Consider the following 21,282-nt stretch of genomic DNA (forward strand, 5'->3'; position numbering starts at 1 on the left):
ACAGTAATTAAATAAATACAGCAAATTTCAGGGTAGTAAGGTATAATTTAAAGTTTATCTCTAATTCTTATTCCCTATTCCCTGTGTTTTAAAAGCATAATTTTTTCTACCTCCAAGACTCGAAAACTTCTTTATTTGCTACAAATATTTGTGATTTTTTACCGAATAATTACGGTATAGTTTATGAATAATCTATAATTTTTATTCATTCCTTGATCCCTGCTACCTATTCCCTAAAAGTATCAAACTTTGTAACTGATCAACTCGAAAACTGCTGTAATTTTTGAAGCTTATCATCAACACAGTATAGGTGTCTAACTTATTTTCAATACCGGAAAATTCTACTTTTAACAGTCGGTCGGCCTCTAAATTTCAATAGTAGAAGCAATAAATGCACCGCGTTCGGCCATTTTATATAATCCGACATGGTGTGATACTTTCTGTGGATGAATAGCAGTTTTTGGTAAACCTTGCTCTGCTGCCATTTCTGCTGTGAGGTCAAAGGTAGCACAACCTTTTTCATATACAGCCACATCTTTTAAAGTAGGCACTAAACCATGATTACGAACCGACAGAATAGTTACAACAAAATCCATCACACAGATATCGGTGCAAATTCCTACCACAACTAAGACTTCCAGTTTGTATTCATTTATCCAGTTTAACAATACATTACGCTGAGTATTAACATCAATAGAACCGATAAATCCATTAATACAATCCTTGGGAACTAATGTTGCGAGGGGATTATCGTGTAACCATTTCAGTTCTGGGACAAGTTCTTCTTCTCCTGTTCCCTTTTCGCAATGAGGTGCATAAGGAGGTTCTGGTTTCCCTGGTTCGTGGGTATCTAAAAATGCTAAAACTGGCCAACCTCGTTCAACAAAAGTTCTCGCTAGGCGATCGCTTTCTGAAATCATTGTAGCAATTTGTTCGTTAGGTTCTTGGGGTGCTAAGGGACCAAACCCAACAGTGCAAAAACCATTAAGTACATCTACTACAATTAATCCGGCAGAGCGATCGGCTATAATATAAGGTTGTGGATCAACAGGTAAAGCAGCTTGAATAGTTGCTAAGGTAGTATCAGGAGTCCCTAGAGTTGTTGTCATTATAATTTACTCAATGAAACAATAGTATAAATAATTTTAGCTAAATTTTATTTATTCAGGACTTACGCAAAGACACTATATATAGCGTATACTAAATATAGTGATCGCCTACAAAATTATAGCTATCGCCCAGCTTTGCTGATTCTATTCCTATTCATAAAAACTTAAACCACCGTCATTTTAATTGTAGGATATTTGAGTTCAGATACTAAATATTTAGATAACAATTGATGTTTCAGTTGATAAATAGTTTTCCCCATTTTTCCAGCTAACTCTTTTAAATGGTTCCAAACCAACATACCACAAGCAATATGGTTTTTCTGAATTCTCGCCCTACGACATTGGCACTGCTCAAGTCCTGTTAATTGCTTAATTTCTCTATGGAACTCTTTTATTTTCCATCTGGTTTGTGACTCAAATTCTACATCATCGCTCTTAAGATTGGCTCAAATCATTAGTAACAATATATTCTGTTCTGTTGGCGGTAACAGTAGCCCAAAATAATTTCACTGTCTTGAGTGCGTCTTACATTCTGAGGAAACCTCAGAATTACGCACTCGCTTTTTTGTCTCGTGGAAAACCTTTTATTTTAATAACTTTTTTTCTGTAAAATAATTGCCCTAGCCTAACATTGTTATTGATATTAGTACCATTTCCGAGAAAAGTCATCATTCAACAATGAATAATGAATAATGAATAATTACCTCTCCATGAATTGAAGAGGATTGACAAATTCATGAAAATTTTTTCTTCACAGGAGTCCATTGGATATGGCGAGGAGACCTCGCCATCCCATCCTAGGTCATGCTGCGCAAACGACCGCTTATTATCCCCTGAAAAGGGGAGGCGCATACCCACAATTTTTCGGTAAAGCAGTTTTCACTCTTTGTGGGGCAATCTTCTTAGAAATATACCTTTCCTTTTATTACCGTCAGTTTCCTTTCCGTGAAATATTTGATCATCAAAAGCTGAACAATTAGCATCTTTTAGTGCAGAGTCTGGTAATTTAGTTAGTGGTTTATATAAGTGATGTTGTTGTCGTTCACGAAAAATAGGCTCATTAGATCGTGCATTAAAAGTTGAATGTATTAAAGAACGAACTTCATGACTATTGTTGCCATCAGAACCATGAAGCGTTTTAGCATGAAAAAATAAAACATCACCAGCGTCCATTTCACAATACACCAATTCATGGTTTTCAAAAGCTTTTTCCATACGAACCGGATCACCAGCCACAGAATTACCTCTAGTCACATCATCTAGCCTAGCCATAACGTGGGAACCACGAAGTATCTGCAAACAACCATTAGAAATATCATTCTTGTCTAGTGCAATAGAACAAGTAATCATATTAGGGTAAAGGCATCCATCCTGATACCATGCAGAGAAATCAGCGTGCCAATCAACTTTACCATCACCAGGTTGCTTGATCACAATTTTTGAGTGCCAGTGGTAACATTCTTCTTCTAATAGTAACTCAATAGCATCAACAATTCTTGCTGTACGAGGCATAATGCCCAAAAAAGTTTCCCCTAAGTCTGTCCAAGCTGAAACTTTCCAACTCTTGCCGTCCTCATATATTACGGCTGTTTGTGAATTTCCCATAGTAGGATCTTTTTTCAGGGCTTCTTGAAGAGGTTTAAGCTCTTGTGCAGAGAACATATTTCTGATGATGATAAAACCATCTTTATGAAAACGAGTAACTTCCTCATCAGTGAGAGGACGAATACTTTTAATTTCTTGATTTGTTTTTACTGTTGTTTGAGCCATTGTTTAAAAAGTTAAATTATATTTACCCATAGAACTTTAGGCGTTGCTGATGCGTTGGTATGATTTGTATTTTTTGGCGATTGCTAAACTATATTAATGACAAATATTTGAGATTCTTCAGTTTTGATTTTCATACCTTGATTCAGCAATACCAATTATAAAGTATAACTTTACTGCTTTGCAACATTCCGGCCAGCTATACGACCAAATACAAGGCAGTCTGTTATAGCTAAGGTACTTAATCTACAAACTCCATGAACACCACCTGTTACTTCTCCCGCCCCATATAAACCTTTAATGGGTTTTTCTTTTGAGTTCAGCACCTGTGCATCTGTATTAATTTTCAGTCCACCCATTGTATGATGAACCTTTGGGTATAAACGTACGCCATAAAATGGAGGTTTTAATGGTTTGCTACCTTCAAGAATAGGTTTGCCCAATGCCACATCACACTGAGTCTCAACATAAGTATTGTATTCAAGTAGTGTTTCACATAAAGTCTTAACAGGGATGTTATATGCCTCAGCTAAAGTCTCTAAAGTCTCAAATTTTTTCACAACACCACGCCTCAAAGCACTTTTAATACTTTTTCCAGCTAATTCGACTCCTTGGGCATCTGCAATACCAACACTTGGCTGTGAGAGTTCAAACATGGCATCTGTACAGGTTTTTCTATCTGCTAATTCATTAACAAATCGTTTACCTGTGGCTACATCAACCATAAATCCATATTGGAATACAGCGTAACTAGCAAAAATTGGAGCCGTACCATAAGATTTCTCGTCAGGCGAAGTCCAAGGGGCAAGTTGAATATAGTTTAAATTGACTGTTTGAGCATCTAGTGCTACAGCTTGTAACATTCCTTGGGCAGTAGTGTTAGGTATATTCGTATGATCAACTTCAGCATTGAGACGCTGATCATATTTGATTCTGAATGAAATATCCCCCGAAAAACCACCAGTAGCTAAGACAACTCCTTTTCGGACTTTAATATATTCTAGAGGAAGTGTTGAATTTTTTTGAACAGACTGAATAACCACACCAATGATTTCATTCTTTTCATTGGTAAGGAATTCTCTAAAACTTGTATTAGGCTTAATCTTACCATCTAAGCTTTTGAATTTAGCCAACATCGGTTTAATAATTCCCTTGCCAGAGTCATCACAAGGTGTATAACTACGAGGCATTGAATGCCCACCAAATTTATCTACACGATCTTGGAAACAACATCCAATGTCTTCAACAAGCCATTGAAAAACCTCATTTGCTTGATTAGCCAAGATATTTACTAGTTTTTCATCGCAATAACCACGTCCTGCACTTAACATATCTTGCATAAGTAAATCAGGAGAATCAACTAATCCATTTTCACCTTGAAAATTCGGATTAACTATTGCTAAAACTCCATCACTAAATAAAGAATTACCACCGCAATGATTTTGCTTTTCTAAAACCATTACGGATGCTCCTACTTCTCTAGCAGAAATGGCGGTGGCTAAACCGGCAAAACCACTACCGATCACAATGACATCTACCTCATTATTCCATTTATGTAAATTTTTCTCAGATTCCTTATATTTATCTTGCTGTGAATTAAGCATTATTTATTATATGTTCATTCATAAAATTTATCACTAGCCACAATAGCTTTTTGCTCAGGATTAGACAAGTGAGCTACACGGCTTTCATTATTTCGAGTAGGAAGATTATTAACACTATTATACCACATAATAATAGCTCTACGTTGATAAGGTGAAATATTTGGCTGTGAAGCATGAAGTAAGTTTACAGGAATGAGAGAGATAGTTTGAAATAAAAGGATCGATTTCATCTGTCAGGCTTTTAATATCAAATCCGGTAGCATCGGTGTTATTCAGTATTAAAGAACTGTAGGGGCGAATGGCCATTCGCCCTTACACATGGAGCAAGTCCTGCTTGATGGTATTTATCTGCTAGTGCCGCTACGCGGAAGTTAAAAGTCAAAATTCATGCATCGAGTGCTAATTGGCGAGGTGTCCTACGGCGCGCCTACTGTGCGGAAGTAATTCCGCACACAGCCCCTCCAGAATGTAAGACGCACATCTGACAGTCAATCATTTTTGATTTGTAATTTTTTGGGATTTTGTAACTGGTCAGTTATTTCCGCCATCCTGCACTAGGTACATTACAATAGCTGCCGATTCTGATACCATATGTTTATCTTCTAATAATAACAAAGATAAGCAACCATGGGGATTTATCTTGAGAAACCATTCGCTTTTGTGTTGCCCTATGTCAATGTCTATTAATTGAGTTGCGTAATTTACTCCTATTTCCTCTAGAATACAGCACTTTTCAAATTGATGAACCACATTTTCACAAGCAAAATCCTGTAGGGACGTTCCATGGAACGTCCTTACTGTGGTCTACCCAAATGAAAACCGCTGTAATATGAGGGGCAATAGATGAAGTTCTTGGATGCCAATAAAGTAAATATTTTTCCATAAAGCATAAAGCTTTTGTTATCTCAACGTTGGTTGAAGACCCGCGCTCTCCCGAAGGGGAGCGTCGCATGGGAAAACCAATCAATAAGAGCGGTTCTTACACATAGTATGCTATCCTAAATAGATAAGGGCTGCTGGGCTAGCAGTTTCAGTCTGTGGAGTGCGCCTTTAGACCAAAAAGAGGTTTGGCCTCCTCAGCAGGTGCTACGTTAGCGCAGCTCCTCTGTCAAGAGGAAGCAGAAAGTCCAGTAGCCGCGAGGTTTAGGAATCCCGCGTTCGTCATCGTCATGTCGCGTAAGCGCAACGTCGGGAGGATGTCAATATATACTTCTACTTATGTTTAAATTAGTCAGGACTTACGCAAATTGACTTTTAAACCACCATTTGTAGGGGCGCGATTCGGAGCTTTGCGAAACGCAAATGGTATTCGCCCTCGCTATATGTACAGTCTCTGGGTAAGTCCTGTTAGTTTCTTTCATTTAATGATTGCAATTAAATTAACTCAAGCTAGGTTGATTCATCAATTCAAGCAGACTGCTTACATTTGATAAACTTATGCAATTCCAAACCATTTCCTCCAAATCAGTTGCTCGTTTTTCTGACAACTCACCTTTGGTTAAAGCTCGAAACTTTTCTTTTAATTCTTCATCCGTGGGTGGCTCAGTTGATGCCCATTTTTCCTCAATATCACCAGAATCATAAGTCATTCCACTGTATGTTTTGATAATTACCCTTGCAAATCGCTGATTGGGATAAATACTGGTAAATTTTTCTTCTTCAATAGTCTCTATACAATCATACAAATGAGCAACAATATCACTTTTAAATGCGGCTTCAAATGTTGTTGCTCTGCCTAATTCACCATAAACGAGTATAGCCGCCACTGCAAATTTGAGGTTAAACTGAGCTTCCTCGGTATTTTTGGGCATAGGCATATTTCTTTCCTTGGTTGCCACAGCAAAAGAATGAACTTTGATAGACGTAATACTTTTAAAATCTTCTTTCAGATTATCTCTAAGTACTAATGCCGCATCCATACCTGCTTGCATCCACCGACAAACGGTATAAGGTTTGTAATAAGATTTAGATAATTGCCAATGTTGTCCTAAATCATCCCAAATATCGGCTACTTCTTTTTCCTCGATATTGAAAGTGGGCGCTCCTGTAAAACCTTGTCTAGCTAACAATGCAGAGGTAACCCCTTCCATTGCTGCCCAACCAGCACCAGTTCTCACCATAGTGGGATAACCAACGGTTTTGGGAATGGGTGCAACAGGGGCTACATATTCAGCTATACCAAGAGCGTGTTCCGTTTGAGAGGGACTCAATGATAACAGACGAGATGCGATCGCCGCACTACCTATAATATTCCAAGTACAAGCGGTATGAGCTTTACTACTATCTCTCTTATTTAAAGCTATTCCTGCTCTGAAAGCTATTTCAAAGCCCATAATCCATGATTTCAAAAGTTCCTTTCCTGTAGCATTGGGGGTAACTGTAGTTAATAAAGTAGCTAATAAAGTAGCCCCAGCTGTACCCCTAGCGAGGGGATGTCCTCCATAAATACCCATAGCATCGGTAGTCATCCCATTAGCAAATACTGCCGCAGGTAGAGATACTTCCCTACCATCAAGCCATAAAAACCCGCCTTTACCACCATAAGTCGCCACTACATATTCATTCACAATGTGGGAAAGTTTGGTGTTGTGACCAATTATTGCCGCTCCCAAAGTATCAATTAAGCTACGAATTCCTTCTCGTTGGATTGCTTCTGGAATATCTTCTAACTTAAGTTGATGAATAAAATTGATTACTTGCATTTTTAATGTCAGAGATTTAAACAGTAACTTCTTGTGGTTGTAAAATTTCTTCTATTGTCTTGTAACGTTTCCAAGGCAATTGTTGTAAAAAATCGATTGTTGTATTCCCATAACGTTCTAACAGAGGGGCTACCCATAATCCTGAAAGATTTTTACTACCTGCGAGGTATTGTAAATATCTTTGTTCAGGTAAAACAGGAACTTGGAGTATATGGAAAAGAGATTTGAGATGTTCATATTGATATAACTTCTCATTGTGAAAATGTTCCACGATAGCTAAAGCTTGATCAATTTTAGTATTACCTGCACCTAAACCATAGCCATTAATAGAACCATCAATTATAGTACATCCTGCTGCCATCGCTGCATGAGAGTTAGCAGAAGCCAAACCTAACATATCATGAGCATGAAAACCTAATACCCCATCCCATTCTTGACGTGCAGATTTGATAAAAGAAAAAACTTCATCGGGTTGTGCTGCACCCCTAGAATCAGCAAAATAAAATATATCAAATACCTCTTTTGCTGTGGCTGCTAATTTAACTGCGGATAATAATTCATCAGGGGTATAGACTGTAAAATTAGCAAAATTCAAGCTAGATGATATACCTAATTTTTTTATTTTTTCAGCTATCTTTATTGCCAAAGGAATTTCTTCTTTTACACTTACTACAATACGAATCAGATCAAGAAATTCACCCCTTGAATCTAATATTTCATCTACTTTTTCTTCGTAACATCTCAACATTCCACCAACAGAGGCGGAGTTAACTTTTTCTTTTAAACTAGCTAATAAGGATGATGGACAAGTAGCAGTAAGCATACTTTCAGGATCTTCACTCAGATAACCAACTTCAATCACATCTACACCAACTTTATCCATTCCAGTAACGACTTGGAAAACCTCACTTTCAGAAAAGTCCCAATTGTTAAGGAAACCTGCATCTCTTAAGGTTACATCTATAGCACTATGTTTTTGTAAAAAATTCATTTTTGATAACAAATAATTATATTGATCGCTTTAGTCAACTGAAGCAACTAATTTTTTCTTGGTAATTTCAACTCTGGATTGATAAAAATCATTCCTTTGAGGATTCAAGTTTTTAAGACTTTCATAATATGCTATTTCTGTATTTAACATCAATCTTACACCTTCAGATAAGTCTTGACACTTATCAATATTCAGTAAAAAATTAATAGTATTCAAATGATCCGCTTGGAACTCATTCTTGATAGAAAGAGCAGTACGAGGATTTACAAAACCTCCCACAGAAACACTTTTCCCTTTTTTATGTACTGCATCAATGATTTTTTTGCATATTTCTTGTACTTCTGGAGCGTCAACATTTTGTATTCCCATTGAATTTGATAAATCCAAGCGTCCTAACACTAGCATTTCTAGTTCATCAAAATAGGGACTATTAAGAATGATGTCAAGATTATTATAAGTCTGAATTGATTCTATCATCATAGCTAGTCTGGGCTTTTTATGATGTTTCTGACAAATTCCTTTAGTAATTGTAACAAACTTTTCCAAGGCAAACTCAGACTCTACCATTGGAGCTAAAAAAGATTCTACTCCAATCTCTAGCAAATTTCTAATTTCTGTTCTTGCTTCAACTCCACCAACTTTCATTAATACGGGTATATCATGGCTTCCTAATTGCTTGAGGTAAGCAATTTCTTCTAAGTCCATATTTTCCCATTCTGAACCAGCTTTAAACATTCTTAAACCGTAAGAGTTATAAAGCTCATCAACCATTATATTTAAAGTTTTAGTCTCTAAATCTAGTGATTTTTTCAGCTCCAGTTCAGTTTTTTTCATCGCTTTCATAATTTTAAAAATTTCTCAAATAATTCGTAAGAGTCTCTACAACCATTTTAATTCTTCGTGTAAAGGATTCTTTAGTATACCAACCACGACGAGGTGTAATGATTAGATTAGGAAGTTGAAAATATTTTTCATCTTCACTCAGTAAGTCTATTCCAGCATAGGATAATTTGCCATCTTCCAAAGCCCACTTCAAAGCATTAAATTCGATCAATTTATCAGGAGAAATATTAATCAATATAGCTCCTTTTTTGATTTGGGAAATATTCTGAAAATTTATGATATTCTTAGTATCTTGGTTTAAAGGTAGTGTCAGAAAAATAACATCACTTTCTGATAGTAAGGTATTCAAATCTGTCTGTATCCCTAAACTGGTAGTAAGCTGACTTCTATTACTATACTTAACTTTCATTTCAAAACCTTGAAGTATTTTAGCAATTCTTTTCCCAATATCACCCATTCCTATAATGCCTACTTTTTTGCCAGATAATTCCATACCTTGATGTTCAAACAATTGAAAGTCACCCGATCTGACTTTAGTATTAAAATCAACAATTCTTTTAGCTGCCGAAAGCATTAAAGCTACAGCATGTTCAGCAACTGATGCACCTGTATATTTGGGAGTGTTTACAACTTTTATGTTGTTTTTGTGACAATATTCCCGATCTATATAACTGGTTTCCGTTGTTGTTGCCAGTATAAATTCCAGTTGAGGAAGTTTTGATAAATTACTTGCATCTAAATTCATGAAAGTTGTTATCAAAATTTCTGTATCATTATGGGTCTCTAATATTTTTTCTAGGGAAAATGAACCCGAATTATCCTGATACCAAACTACATTCACATGAGAAAGATGATTGAATATATCTTCTGGATAAGGCTCTCTATTATTTAAAAATAAGCATTTTTTCATTATTTTTTACTTTCAGGAATAGCAAATACCCAGTAATGTGCGTTTGATTCCTCTCCTAAATAAGGTTTATTCATTCTGCAATCTATTAATTTTAATTCTCCAAGTTGCTCTAATTCTTTATAATAACCTTCAAAATTATAAGTCTCACAAAAAACCAATCTTGTACTCATTAAAATTATGCCTCCTGGTTTTGTTACTTCCATCAGCCATCTTAATGCAGTCGGCTTTACTAAGTCAAATGAAAATACACCACAACAAATAGTTAAATCATATTGATGATGGAAAAAAAAGGGTGGTTTTTTATTCAAATCACACCAACCCATCAAGTATTGATATGCGCCTGTTTCATAGGCTAACTTTACCATCTCATGAGAAAAATCTACCCCATCAATATAAGAAAATCCCTCTTTGCGTAATTTAACTCCAAGCAAACCTGTACCACATCCGGCATCTAAAACCTTAAGCTCAGATTTGTTACTGTAATCTATTACTTGCTGATTTACAACTTCCATGAGATATTCTACGATGTAGCTTGGAGCATAATAATTTCTATTTTTAACATCTACATTGTATGTGGAAGCCCACTTATCATATCGTTCTTGGTGATTGATCATCTATATTATATGTTGTTTAGAAAATACTTTTAGAAAAAATTACTATGATTTAGTATAAACGGCAATGGGTTCACCTAATATTTCCATAATCGGTTCTATGCCTAAACCTGGTGTTTCTGGTGGAATACCTGTACCCTTTTTGTAAGTATAGCCACCTTTGGCAGGAATGACGGTATGTAATCTAGTAGAATCTGAAGTCGCTAAACGATATCTGAGGGGGGTAGCAACGGCTAAATGTATCGCACCTGTGCCTCCTATGACGCTACCGCCTGTTTCTTCTATATTCATACGAAGTCCAGTGGCCAGACAAAAATCTCGCATTTGACGGGCTTTAGTTAACCCTCCAACTCTTCCAATTTTAATATTGATAGCTTGTGCCACACCTTCTCGTTGAGCCAATAATAAATCTTGAAAAGTGTGAATGCACTCATCTAAAATAATGGGGTGTTGAGTTAGGCGACGCACGGTTAAACATTCTTCCAATGTTTCACAGGGTTGCTCAAAATATACTGTTTTATCATTGATAGAATTCATAATTTGAATAGCATGATCTGGCAACCAAGCACGATTAGCATCTATGGTAATCTTTTCCTGTGGCTGTAATTCTGCCATGATTGCTTGAATACGGGCAATATCAAGGGAAACCTCCCCACCAATTTTAGGAGAAAAAATATGATATCCTTGATCTCTTCGTTGTTTGAGATCGGCAACCATTTCTTCTGGTGTACCATTGGCAAAAGCCCCTATTAAATCAGCGTGTTCGCTAAAACGTCCTCCCAACAGTGTATAGAGGGGCAAATTAGCATATTTACCTAATATATCCCAACAAGCTACATCAATAGCAGACTTGACATATAAATGTCCTTTGAGAGTTAAGTCCATAAGATGATTTATGTTCTCTAACTCAAGGGGATTAGCTCCTATAAGTATAGGAGCTAATTGAGCCATTCCTGCCTTTATTCCTCCAGCAAAAGCAGGTAAGTAAGATTGTCCAAAAGGACAGGACTCACCCCAACCTACGATACCATCACTGGTTGTAATAGCGACAATAATGCTGTCCATTTTGTCCACAAATAAACGTCCACCTGAAATTCGATATGGCTTAATTAATGGTAATTCTACTTCGTAAATATTGATCTCACAAATTTTAATTGTCATGTTTGAATTTTGTTGTTAACTCAAAAATAATAGCTTAAATCATTGACTAAAACTTAAGTAAGAAAGTGTTCAACAATTAATAATTAATTATTAATAATTAATTATAATATCATGTCCGGATAATTAGTGATCAAAAAAACTTTCTCCTTTTCCTCCTCTTTATTCTTTCTTCTTCTTTCTTCTTCTTTGTTGACTTCTGACTCCTGACTCCTCTGTCATTTATTTATAACTGGTAAATTCTGTTGAGGTCAATTTGACCACTTCATTGAACCCTTGTCTGTACTTCTTCCCCAAAACGTCGATAATGAATTGGTACATTTTGAGAAAGATCAATAAAATGTAGTTCCTCAAAACCAAACTCTTTTACTGTTTGACTGTAAAACAGATAAGACCCAATATCACTAATTCCCAGACGGTCAAAAGCAGGTTGCAATGCTCCTGGGGGCAAATTTCGCTTTGCATGGGGTCAGTAAAAATTAATTCGCCTCCCGGTTTTAATATTTTTTTAATTTCTGGGAAAACTAGACAGCGATCGCCACTATGCACAATGGCATCCTGAGACCAAACTATATCAAAGGAGTTATCTGCATAGGGGATATCCTCAAAACTTCCTTGAGTAACTTCTACCAAGTGGCTTAAGTTTTGTTCTTGATTAAGTTGACTGTTGCGTTGATTTTGCAACTGGCTTAAATTGAGACAACACACGGAACAGCCATAAGTTTTAGCCAAATACCTAGCTGCCCCTCCATATCCAGCTCCCAGGTCGATGACCCGTGAATTTTGGTCTATTTTTTCTAGAGTTTGGGCAATGGTTTCTAGGGTACGCAGGGACGCATAGTGAATTGCTTCGTCTGGTTGGGTGTAGATGCCATCATGAATATGTTCCCCTCCCCAGATAGCTGCATACATTCTGTCGGTTTCGGTGTCATCATAATATTGTTGGGCAATTTTTACTGCTTCTGTCATTTATCCTCTATCTATAACTTTTGCCTAATTAAATGAAAGTTCTAACATCTTTTGAATAGGTTTTAGTGCTTCTACTCGCGTCTCTTCAGGAATCTCAATTTCTGGTGTTTTATTTTTCATTGCCAGATAAAGTTTTTCCAAAGTATTCAACCTCATGTGAGGACATTCGTTACAAGCACAATTATTCATCGCTGGTGCAGGAATAAAGTTTTTGCTCGGTGCTTTCTTTTGCATTTGATGAATTATTCCTGGTTCCGTTGCCACAATAAATGTTTGGTTTTGGTTTTCCTGACAATACTTCAATAAAGCAGTGGTTGAACCAATATAATTAGCATGACGCAACACACTCGGTTCGCATTCTGGATGAGCGATAATTTCAGCTTCGGGATGCTCTATTTTTAATTGCACCATCTTTTTTTCAGAAAATGTCTCGTGAACAATGCAACTTCCTTCCCACAAAATTAAATCTCGTCCGGTTTGCTCCATGACATAACGACCCAGGTTCCGGTCTGGGGCAAAAATTATTGGTTGGTCTGCTGGTATTTGCTTAACTATTTTGACTGAGTTGGAACTGGTGCAGATAATATCGCTCATTGCTTTAATAGCAGCAGTGCAATTAATATAAGAAACTACTATTGCATCAGGATGGACTGCTTTAAATTTGGCAAATTCTTCCGCTGGGCAACTATCGGCGAGAGAGCAACCTGCATCTAAGTCTGGGAGGAGTACCAGTTTATTTGGGTTGAGAATTTTTGCTGTTTCCGCCATGAAATGAACTCCGGCAAAAATGATGACATCAGCATCTGTTTCTGCTGCTTGTTGAGAAAGACCGAGGGAGTCACCTATATAGTCAGCAATATCTTGAATATCCGGTTCTTGATAATAGTGAGCTAAGATAACAGCATTTAATTCTTGCTTGAGGTAAGCGATCGCTTCAAATATATCGTTAGGTATATTATCTAAAGTTTGGTTAGTTTTAAGTTGAGTAGCAAACATTATTAAATCTTTCTGTAATTTACTTATTGACCAGTGGTAAGTTTAAGACACTTTAATCAGTCTATTTTATGATAGATTTATTAATTATAGTAGAATTCATCAAAAATTGAATTTAGAGTTAGTTATGGGAGAAAAAGTTAACCTTGTTGAGTAAACGAATATAGATTCAAAAAATGGACGAGTTGATATTTGCTGTGTTAAATATTTTATATCAAATACGGTTAATTGCACATAGAATCTAGTTATATGATAGACATCTCCAATAATAAAAAATCAAATCAATTATCGCACTCTTATTTCTTTCCCTTTACTCTCTACTCCCTATGCGTGGAGTAGATGTTTAATATCTGTTTATAATTTCTTAAATTACTTGAATATTTCTTCTCCACTACTCCCCCACTCTCCCACTCCCCTACTCCCAACTATATAATAAGTATTCAACCGGATTTGATATTAGGTGGGAGCTACTCTGCCAGTAATTTTGAATAAAATTTCAGTAACAATATGCAATCTGTTATACCTCCAAACATAATATTAGACAACTTATTAAAAAATTGGCTGCTAGAAGATATTGGCAGGGGTGATCGCACTACTGCAGGGTTATTTTCAACAGACCAAGTAATTACAGGTGCCGGTTATTGGTTGGTCAAGGAATCAGGAGTTATTGCGGGGTTACCAATTGCAGCTAGAGTATTTCAACTTTTGGATGAAAAGGTCAACTTTTTACCTACTGTTACAGAAGGAGAATGGTGCGAGTCGGGTACTGTAATCGCTAAATTAGATGGGCCTTTAGATAGTTTATTGACTGGGGAAAGGGTGGCCTTAAATCTAGGGATGCGTTTGAGTGGGATAGCGACTATGACTCGTAAATATGCAGATAAAATTGCCGATCTGTCGGTGCAACTGGTTGATACTCGCAAAACAACTCCAGGACTGAGAATTTTAGAAAAATATGCGACTCAAGTTGGTGGGGCAAAAAATCATCGCATGGGTTTGGATGATGCGGTGATGATTAAGGATAATCATATTGCTGCTGCTGGAGGTATTGGGAAAGCGATCGCTAAGGTCAGAGAAACAATACCTTATCCTTTAACTATTGAAGTGGAGACAGAAACATTGGCAGAAGTAGAAACTGCTTTGGAGTATCAGGCAGATATTATTATGCTGGATAATATGTCTGTTGAAGTAATGCAGCAAGCAGTTAAAATGATTAGGCAAAACAATAATCGTATCAAAATTGAAGCTTCTGGAAATATTACTTTAGATACTATTAGAAATGTGGCTGAAACAGGTGTCGATTATGTTTCTACTAGCGCTCCTATTACTCGGTCAACTTGGTTAGATTTAAGTATGAAGATAGAAAAAAATATTACCAATATCGCAGGAGGAGGAAGAGGTTTGGAATAGGGAAGAGGATTTTGAGGCAGCTTGGTACTGCTAGAAATATCAGAATCATTTCCATAAGAATCTGTAGTGTTAGCCCAAAAGTCAAAGAAGGCAACACCGATACTATTACTATTAAATAGAGAAATAGAGAAAAATTCGGTTGAACTTAACAATCAGACTTAAAGCTAACCAAAACCTTTAGGTTTATTTTCCTCTGGCTCTGTATCTAGGAAAGATTTGCGAATTATTTGAATATCAGGGTCTACCTCAATCCACAGGCGAGCACCACCAGCTTGACTCTTGTTAGGTTTATGAGGACGATACACGATTTTGCAGTTTCCCAGAATCTCTACTTCGTGACAACGATAATTTCTGTTTCCCTGTTTTACAGATATCGCTGGTAAAGATGTGCCATTGTCTCGGTTATAGTCAATTTCTCTTCGTAGCACATGGATAAAAGTATTGCCTGTACGAAATCCTTTATTCCAAGTTCCTTGAGGACCTCGACGACCTGGAGTAATTTCTGGCATTCCCCGACTATTCAAAGGAATTATCCAGAATCGTTTGACCTTTTTGGCTCCTTTGAGGCGACCTTGCCTGAGAAGTAACCTGAGTCTGGCGGTAGAAATATTGAGAAGAAAAGCTGCTTCTGTTGTACCTACTGTATCTGTCATAAACTATTCCGGAATATATATTTTATAAAGTGAATAACCCTTGATGATTAAACCACAAAAAACTTAGTTTGGCAAAAATTTTTGATTTTCCAGTATTTATCAGTATTCATTCATACTTTAATTTCTGAATTTTCAGTCAATTTTTACTTATTTCTAAAGGCATAACATCATGGAAATGTGAGTAATCAACATAGTTTTGACCACCCGCAGAAGTAAACATTATATCAACAAAACGCTGATGCCACATTATCTGGTCTAATGTATAAATATGACGAGCATGAATAGTCTGAGAAACAGTTTCATCTAATCCCGTAAGCATTATAAAAAATCGCATATCCTGATTATTTAAATTCTTAAAATCATCTTCAGACCAATTATATAAAGGACTATTTTCATCAATTTGGTGCATTACTAACCAGGTAAGAGCAAGCATTGGTGTTTGAGAACGAACCAATTTTAAATCGCATAATCTTCGTAAAGAATGTCCTTCAGCAGAAACCTCTTTATCCATTAATAAAGTTACTCTCACTTGAGTTTCTACTATCCAATTTTGGCGTTGATTGGCAATACGAAACATAAGAGTCGGAATACCATTGTAAGGAGAAATAACTGCTACCTTACTGAAAAGTACCCGCGCAGTTGGCAAAGAAAAACGGGCAAACATTAGTCCTGTAATCATTGCCATGGCAATTAGACCAATAAAAACTTCTATAGTTACTAAAATATGGGTATAAGTATTTGTCGGGTACATCGCGCCATAACCAATAGTGGCCATGGTTTGTACGCTGAAAGAAAAAGCATCACTAAAAGAACCAGGTTGAGCATTAGCAATTCCATTACTACTGGCCAAATATAAAAATGTAAATATAATATTAATTATTAAATAAAAACTAATGATTATTCCCCATAGCTTTTGCCAAGAAATTTGTATTAACCAATGGTAAAAATCACTCCACTCAAAGCGAGTCATTCCTGAAATTATAAAGTCTACAGGACCGATTTTTCTTACAAAAGTTTTTTGAGGTTTTCGTTTAAAATTTTTCATTTTAATTACCGAATAATAGTGCTGATGAAAATTATCAAATTCTCTGACAAATAACCATGGCAAAAAAATTTGAAATGAGTCAAACTAAGTTATGAGCATAAAATAAAGATGACCGATCTGCTAGTCAAAATTTTCAACCGATATAAGCTTTAAAAATTGTAAGTTAACTGATACAGAGCATGGCTAATAGTAACAATAAAGAGTGTAATAATCGCCCTAATATGTCTCATACTGACCCGGATTTAGAAAAACTAACAAAACGCCTTGCTCAAAATGTAGCTCGAAACACTTTTATCCAAGAAACTCTTGATAATATTAGAGGCTATATTCGATCAGAAAGAGTAGTATTATATTATTTTTATCGTGAGTGGAAAGGACAAGTAACATTTGAGTCTTTGAGTGATGAGGAACTATCAATTTATGGTTCAACAGGAGCTGATGAATGTTTTAATGATGAATATGCTGCTATGTATCAAGAGGGAAGAGTCCGAGTGATCGAAGATATTGAATTAGAAGCAATACATCCTTGCCATCGAGATTTTCTCCGTAGTATAAGGGTTAAAGCTAATTTAGTAGTGCCGATTCTTAATTCTAGGAGGTTATGGGGGTTGCTAGTTGCTCATCAATGTCAGGATGCACGCTCCTGGTCAAAGTCAGATATAGAAATTATGCAAAAGGCAGCAGTCAGTTTGGCAACTGCACCAGCTATTAGAGATAGCTAATATTAAGGGAATAGGGAATAGGGAACAGAAAGAAATATTTGAATATTTATGGATAAGAATTGATTTTATTTTTGATTTTTACCAGATGTCTATTATACCAATTTGAACAAAGAATATTACGAATAATAAGCTTAATTAAAATATTTTACAGGAGATGTCCCTTTGACAAAGTGGTGCGACCCCGCGACGACATTCAGTTAAAAGCTACTACTATTTGCCAATAATTTATCTAAATCTGGCACATTGACCCAATTACCTGTCATATTAGATTCATGGGTTAAATCCATTAATAACTGAGAATAAACACCTTCTCTCAGAGATGGAACTACAGATTTTCTGACCTCTATTGCTTTTACCCAATTATCAACTACTCGAATAAAAGGTGCAATTCTACCATCAGGATAAATTTGAGGAAATTCTAATCTGTCAGGAACTTTTATTTCTACTAAAGTCTCCCCATTTTGAGAACCCCAAACTTTGAACCCATGTACATAATCTTTTTGATTATCGCTACCTATAATTAGTGTACCTTTACTACCATAAACTTCTACCCAATGACCACGCCCTTGATAGGTAACAGAACTAATACAAATTTGACAGGGAGTACCGTCCGCCAAATCTAGCATAATATTACAAGTATCATCTGCATCTACTGGTTTTAACTTGTTATCCTCTGTGGGGTCAGGACGAGTTTTAATTGAAGTATTCAGTTGTCCCCAAAGTTTTTTCGTAGGTCCAAATAACCAGTTAATATAATCAAAAGAATGAGAAGCGATCGCTCCTAATGCACCACCTCCTTTATCCTTTTGAGAATACCAATTCCAAGGACGACTTGGGTTAGCGCGACTTGATGCTAACCAATCAATTTTTATTAGGCGTTTATCTCCTACATATCCATCGGCTAAAATTTCTGCAAATAGTTGCCAAGCAGGAACATAACGAAATTCAAAATCCATAGTTGCTACACATCTATTAGTAGCAGCAATTTGATATAATTCTTGGGCTTCTTCTACTTTTAAAGTTGTGGGTTTTTCTAACAATAAATGTTTGCCTGCGGATAAGACTTTTTTTGCCATTTCATAGTGTAAAAATGGTGGAGTAGAAATTGTTACTGCTGCAACTTCAGGTATAGAAATAATTTCCTCTATAGTATTACAACCATGAGGTATATTATGGCTTAATGCAATTGATTTAGCTTTTTCTAAATCAGGGTTATAGACAGCTAATACTTGAGTTTTGTGATGTGCTTGTAAACCTGGTATATGTACTTTTTGACCAAATCCTGTACCGATAACTGCTACGCCAATAGTTTGATTGTTCATTGTTTATAAGAAGTAAGAAGGAAGAAGTAAGAAGGAAGAAGGTAAATTTTTAGTAAGTAGGTAGGTTTCATTAATGGATAATGGATAATGGATAATTACCTCTCCCTTTTAGGGAGAGGATTGACCAAGAAGGAAAAAATTTATTTTTTTCCCCTTTTAAGGGGAAGCTTTTAACCTGAATTATTTAATTATTAATTGTAATTATTAATTATTAGGTAAAAAAAAATAAAATCAATAGGCAAATGCCACGTGAGCTGAGAGAAATTGTTTAATCACTATCCACAGTTCTTATTTTCCGGTTTTCCGTCTCAACAATCATTTTCTATTTAATTTTACCTACCTACTTAGCTAAGTTATAATACCGTAGGTTTGCAAGTGAGACCAAACCCAACAGGTATCTATTATTGTTGGGTTTCCTGCGTCAACCCAATCTACAAAGTTATAAAAATCATCAATTGTTTATTATAAGCATTCAAGGAAACACAATATAAGTTAGGAAAGAATACTTATAGCAGTTCTATTTTATTAACTCCTGTAAAAAAATATTTGTTTTTTTTAGGCAAGAGCTAACAGAGGAATATTTGATAATTTTTATCAAGTTTGGAATTTATAAAAATCATTTAGGATAGTGATACCTTAATTTTTTATAACTATAACTAATCTGAAATTATATTTAAGTATCTAAGCAAAATTAATTAAACATCCTGCCAACCCACTGTTGAATATTGCCAGATGAGCTGTTTACTTTCTCAAAATTGTACTTTATTTTCAAGGTTTGGAGACCAAAACCCTACTAAATTTAATAAGAAATAATTACTTAATTGTGATATTACTTCTTAACTATTATATTTAGACTCTAGGATATTAATTAATAGCTCTGGCAAAATACAAATCCAGATAAATTCAAATACAGGAATTACAAATTATTACTTTTGACTGTCTTGAGTGTGTAATTCTGAGGTACCCTCAGAATTACACACTCGCTTTTGACTTTTGACTTTTAACTCGATCAATTACCCATTCTATTACTTGTTTCCCCAGATTAACATTATCAAATAAATCAATTTCTCTAATTCCTGTTGGACTTGTAACATTAACCTCTGTCAGATAACCACCAATTACATCTATACCAACAAAATATAAACCATCTGCTATTAATTTAGGTGCTAAATACTCACAAATTTCAGATTCTCGTTCCGTAATTTCTGTCTGAGCAACTCGCCCACCTACTGCCATATTTCCTCTAAATTCTTTACCAGTAGGAATCCGATTTACTGCTCCAATAGACTTACCATTAAGCATAATAATTCGCTTATCTCCTTCTTTTGCTGCTGGTAAATAACTCTGAATCATCACAGGTTCTCTACCTTGTTTTGTACTAATTTCTATTAGGGAATTAAAATTTTTATCTGTGGGTTCTAAAAATAAAATTCCTTCCCCAGCTTTTCCTCCCAAAGGTTTCAAAACTGCTGCTCCTTGTGACTCTAAAAATTCTCTAATTACCTCTTTTTCTTGACTAACAATTGTCTCTGGAATTACCTTTTTAAATTGCAAAGCATACATTTTTTCATTAGCAGCGCGTAACCCTTGAGGAGAATTTATGACTAAAGTTTTTTCTGGATTAATATAGTCTAAAATATAAGTAGCATAGAGATAAGGAATTGTTACAGGTGGGTCTTTGCGCATAAATACAGCATCCATTGACTCCAATGGTTGTAGCATCGCTTTTCCCAAATCATACCAAGGGTTACTAGCAACCCAATGATTTTCTACCCTTTCAACTGGCATTAAATGTGCCCGCTTGAGGGTTGCCCAAGCTTTACTTTCAATAGTACTTAATTGGTTAATTTCCGTTATCCAAACTTCGTGACCAAGTTCTTGAGCAGCTTCCATCAGTGCAACGGTACTATCGTGAACTTGGTTGAGTCGTTCTATAGGGTCTATGATGAATGCAAATTTCATCTTTATTTGGTTTATTATTTCAAAATATTTTTAATAGTAGTGCTTTGACACAGCTAAAATGTTGCAATAGTAGGGGCGAATGCCATTCGCCCTCACTACATTTAGTTTCCGTGGGTAAGTCCTGGTTAAATTAATAAGTCTTAACCAATTAGATGAACCAGCCACAAAATAATCAATAACTACAGAAATAGAAAACTATACTAAACTTCTAGTAATTGGTCTAGTTTACCTTGGTCCTCTAGTTCATATAGATCGTCACAACCACCGATATGTTGGTCTTTGATAAAGATTTGAGGCAAAGAGCGACGGCCATTAGCTCTTTTAGCCATTTTTTCTCGTTCTACATCATCACCATCTATAGTATATTCTTGATATTCTGCTTGCTTTTTATCTAACAGAGCTTTAGCGCGGATGCAAAATGGACAAGTTGACCAAGTGTAAATTTCTATGTTAGCTGCCATATTTATAGATTAGATTTTCTATATAAAATATTTCTTTAACAATTTTAATA

The 21,282-nt window shown here is 35.7% G+C and carries 20 protein-coding genes and 1 pseudogene; 2 read left to right on the plus strand and 19 right to left on the minus strand.

Annotated features, from left to right (window positions below):
* Positions 1 to 365: 365 nt before the first annotated feature.
* The 14 genes and pseudogenes from F6K06_RS02600 to nadA form a co-directional block, all read right to left on the minus strand.
* Complete coding sequence (locus tag F6K06_RS02600; RefSeq protein ID WP_287239494.1) at positions 366 to 1,109, minus strand: isochorismatase family protein; 744 nt, start codon at positions 1,107 to 1,109, stop codon at positions 366 to 368.
* Between the two features lie 164 nt (positions 1,110 to 1,273).
* A pseudogene (locus tag F6K06_RS02605) lies at positions 1,274 to 1,619 on the minus strand (IS701 family transposase); the annotation flags it as partial.
* 369 nt (positions 1,620 to 1,988) lie between these two features.
* Positions 1,989 to 2,879 carry a phytanoyl-CoA dioxygenase family protein gene (locus F6K06_RS02610; RefSeq protein WP_124147805.1) on the minus strand — a complete coding sequence of 297 codons (891 nt, stop codon included), beginning with the start codon at positions 2,877 to 2,879 and terminating at the stop codon, positions 1,989 to 1,991.
* 170 nt (positions 2,880 to 3,049) lie between these two features.
* A complete protein-coding gene (locus F6K06_RS02615) occupies positions 3,050 to 4,480 on the minus strand; it encodes a flavocytochrome c (RefSeq protein WP_287239498.1) in 1,431 nt (476 codons plus the stop codon).
* Positions 4,481 to 4,494: 14 nt separating this feature from the next.
* Complete coding sequence (locus tag F6K06_RS02620; RefSeq protein ID WP_287239500.1) at positions 4,495 to 4,710, minus strand: hypothetical protein; 216 nt, start codon at positions 4,708 to 4,710, stop codon at positions 4,495 to 4,497.
* Between the two features lie 301 nt (positions 4,711 to 5,011).
* On the minus strand, positions 5,012 to 5,230 hold the full coding sequence (locus F6K06_RS02625) for a glutathione S-transferase N-terminal domain-containing protein (protein ID WP_287239503.1): 219 nt from the start codon (positions 5,228 to 5,230) through the stop codon (positions 5,012 to 5,014).
* 629 nt (positions 5,231 to 5,859) lie between these two features.
* Positions 5,860 to 7,182: an MmgE/PrpD family protein gene (locus F6K06_RS02630; protein ID WP_124144730.1), complete on the minus strand. Its 1,323-nt coding sequence runs from the start codon at positions 7,180 to 7,182 to the stop codon at positions 5,860 to 5,862.
* A gap of 16 nt (positions 7,183 to 7,198) precedes the next feature.
* Positions 7,199 to 8,173 carry a hypothetical protein gene (locus F6K06_RS02635; RefSeq protein ID WP_124144729.1) on the minus strand — a complete coding sequence of 325 codons (975 nt, stop codon included), beginning with the start codon at positions 8,171 to 8,173 and terminating at the stop codon, positions 7,199 to 7,201.
* A gap of 30 nt (positions 8,174 to 8,203) precedes the next feature.
* On the minus strand, positions 8,204 to 9,007 hold the full coding sequence (locus F6K06_RS02640; RefSeq protein ID WP_161564486.1) for an aldolase/citrate lyase family protein: 804 nt from the start codon (positions 9,005 to 9,007) through the stop codon (positions 8,204 to 8,206).
* A 13-nt stretch (positions 9,008 to 9,020) separates the two neighbouring features.
* Positions 9,021 to 9,926, minus strand: coding sequence for a 2-hydroxyacid dehydrogenase (locus F6K06_RS02645; protein ID WP_287239506.1), 906 nt, complete (start codon positions 9,924 to 9,926; stop codon positions 9,021 to 9,023).
* A complete protein-coding gene (locus tag F6K06_RS02650; RefSeq protein WP_124154366.1) occupies positions 9,926 to 10,540 on the minus strand; it encodes a class I SAM-dependent methyltransferase in 615 nt (204 codons plus the stop codon). The genes F6K06_RS02645 and F6K06_RS02650 overlap by 1 nt, the downstream gene beginning before the upstream one ends.
* 42 nt (positions 10,541 to 10,582) lie before the next feature.
* Entirely contained in the window at positions 10,583 to 11,698 is a 1,116-nt protein-coding gene (locus F6K06_RS02655) for a mandelate racemase/muconate lactonizing enzyme family protein (protein ID WP_287239509.1), read from the minus strand.
* Between the two features lie 363 nt (positions 11,699 to 12,061).
* Entirely contained in the window at positions 12,062 to 12,664 is a 603-nt protein-coding gene (locus F6K06_RS02660; protein ID WP_240038928.1) for a cyclopropane-fatty-acyl-phospholipid synthase family protein, read from the minus strand.
* 24 nt (positions 12,665 to 12,688) lie between these two features.
* A complete protein-coding gene (gene nadA, locus F6K06_RS02665) occupies positions 12,689 to 13,660 on the minus strand; it encodes a quinolinate synthase NadA (protein WP_124144725.1) in 972 nt (323 codons plus the stop codon).
* Between the two features lie 504 nt (positions 13,661 to 14,164).
* Here nadA and nadC point away from each other — a divergent pair.
* Positions 14,165 to 15,067 (plus strand): carboxylating nicotinate-nucleotide diphosphorylase, encoded by a 903-nt coding sequence (nadC, locus tag F6K06_RS02670; protein WP_124144724.1) that lies wholly within the window; start codon positions 14,165 to 14,167, stop codon positions 15,065 to 15,067.
* 164 nt (positions 15,068 to 15,231) lie between these two features.
* Here nadC and F6K06_RS02675 read toward each other — a convergent pair whose 3' ends face one another.
* Positions 15,232 to 15,720 (minus strand): DNA-binding protein, encoded by a 489-nt coding sequence (locus F6K06_RS02675; protein ID WP_124144723.1) that lies wholly within the window; start codon positions 15,718 to 15,720, stop codon positions 15,232 to 15,234.
* 136 nt (positions 15,721 to 15,856) lie between these two features.
* On the minus strand, positions 15,857 to 16,765 hold the full coding sequence (locus F6K06_RS02680) for an ion channel (protein WP_124144722.1): 909 nt from the start codon (positions 16,763 to 16,765) through the stop codon (positions 15,857 to 15,859).
* A 179-nt stretch (positions 16,766 to 16,944) separates the two neighbouring features.
* Here F6K06_RS02680 and F6K06_RS02685 point away from each other — a divergent pair, with 179 nt between their 5' ends.
* Complete coding sequence (locus tag F6K06_RS02685) at positions 16,945 to 17,487, plus strand: GAF domain-containing protein (protein ID WP_124144721.1); 543 nt, start codon at positions 16,945 to 16,947, stop codon at positions 17,485 to 17,487.
* Between the two features lie 197 nt (positions 17,488 to 17,684).
* Here F6K06_RS02685 and F6K06_RS02690 read toward each other — a convergent pair whose 3' ends face one another.
* The 3 genes from F6K06_RS02690 to grxC form a co-directional block, all read right to left on the minus strand.
* Positions 17,685 to 18,809, minus strand: coding sequence for a Gfo/Idh/MocA family protein (locus F6K06_RS02690; RefSeq protein WP_124144720.1), 1,125 nt, complete (start codon positions 18,807 to 18,809; stop codon positions 17,685 to 17,687).
* Positions 18,810 to 19,781: 972 nt separating this feature from the next.
* Positions 19,782 to 20,771: a glutathione synthase gene (gene gshB / locus F6K06_RS02695; RefSeq protein WP_124144719.1), complete on the minus strand. Its 990-nt coding sequence runs from the start codon at positions 20,769 to 20,771 to the stop codon at positions 19,782 to 19,784.
* A 200-nt stretch (positions 20,772 to 20,971) separates the two neighbouring features.
* On the minus strand, positions 20,972 to 21,232 hold the full coding sequence (grxC, locus tag F6K06_RS02700; protein WP_124144718.1) for a glutaredoxin 3: 261 nt from the start codon (positions 21,230 to 21,232) through the stop codon (positions 20,972 to 20,974).
* Positions 21,233 to 21,282: the final 50 nt, after the last annotated feature.

The sequence above is a fragment of the Okeania sp. SIO1H4 genome, from assembly GCF_010672695.1.
Taxonomy (GTDB): Bacteria; Cyanobacteriota; Cyanobacteriia; order Cyanobacteriales; family Microcoleaceae; genus Okeania; species Okeania hirsuta.

Excerpts from the sequence above, each read along its gene's own strand:
- F6K06_RS02680 (WP_124144722.1), bottom strand. The coding sequence starts at position 16,765 with ATGAAAAATTTTAAACGAAAACCTCAAAAAACTTTTGTAAGAAAAATC.
- F6K06_RS02600 (WP_287239494.1), bottom strand. The coding sequence starts at position 1,109 with ATGACAACAACTCTAGGGACTCCTGATACTACCTTAGCAACTATTCAA.
- F6K06_RS02690 (WP_124144720.1), bottom strand. The coding sequence starts at position 18,809 with ATGAACAATCAAACTATTGGCGTAGCAGTTATCGGTACAGGATTTGGT.
- F6K06_RS02655 (WP_287239509.1), bottom strand. The coding sequence starts at position 11,698 with ATGACAATTAAAATTTGTGAGATCAATATTTACGAAGTAGAATTACCA.
- F6K06_RS02630 (WP_124144730.1), bottom strand. The coding sequence starts at position 7,182 with ATGCAAGTAATCAATTTTATTCATCAACTTAAGTTAGAAGATATTCCA.
- grxC (WP_124144718.1), bottom strand. The coding sequence starts at position 21,232 with ATGGCAGCTAACATAGAAATTTACACTTGGTCAACTTGTCCATTTTGC.
- F6K06_RS02675 (WP_124144723.1), bottom strand. The coding sequence starts at position 15,720 with ATGACAGATACAGTAGGTACAACAGAAGCAGCTTTTCTTCTCAATATT.
- nadA (WP_124144725.1), bottom strand. The coding sequence starts at position 13,660 with ATGTTTGCTACTCAACTTAAAACTAACCAAACTTTAGATAATATACCT.
- F6K06_RS02615 (WP_287239498.1), bottom strand. The coding sequence starts at position 4,480 with ATGCTTAATTCACAGCAAGATAAATATAAGGAATCTGAGAAAAATTTA.
- F6K06_RS02640 (WP_161564486.1), bottom strand. The coding sequence starts at position 9,007 with ATGAAAAAAACTGAACTGGAGCTGAAAAAATCACTAGATTTAGAGACT.
- F6K06_RS02620 (WP_287239500.1), bottom strand. The coding sequence starts at position 4,710 with ATGAAATCGATCCTTTTATTTCAAACTATCTCTCTCATTCCTGTAAAC.
- F6K06_RS02650 (WP_124154366.1), bottom strand. The coding sequence starts at position 10,540 with ATGATCAATCACCAAGAACGATATGATAAGTGGGCTTCCACATACAAT.
- gshB (WP_124144719.1), bottom strand. The coding sequence starts at position 20,771 with ATGAAATTTGCATTCATCATAGACCCTATAGAACGACTCAACCAAGTT.
- F6K06_RS02660 (WP_240038928.1), bottom strand. The coding sequence starts at position 12,664 with ATGACAGAAGCAGTAAAAATTGCCCAACAATATTATGATGACACCGAA.
- F6K06_RS02635 (WP_124144729.1), bottom strand. The coding sequence starts at position 8,173 with ATGAATTTTTTACAAAAACATAGTGCTATAGATGTAACCTTAAGAGAT.
- F6K06_RS02610 (WP_124147805.1), bottom strand. The coding sequence starts at position 2,879 with ATGGCTCAAACAACAGTAAAAACAAATCAAGAAATTAAAAGTATTCGT.
- F6K06_RS02685 (WP_124144721.1), top strand. The coding sequence starts at position 16,945 with ATGGCTAATAGTAACAATAAAGAGTGTAATAATCGCCCTAATATGTCT.
- F6K06_RS02645 (WP_287239506.1), bottom strand. The coding sequence starts at position 9,926 with ATGAAAAAATGCTTATTTTTAAATAATAGAGAGCCTTATCCAGAAGAT.
- nadC (WP_124144724.1), top strand. The coding sequence starts at position 14,165 with ATGCAATCTGTTATACCTCCAAACATAATATTAGACAACTTATTAAAA.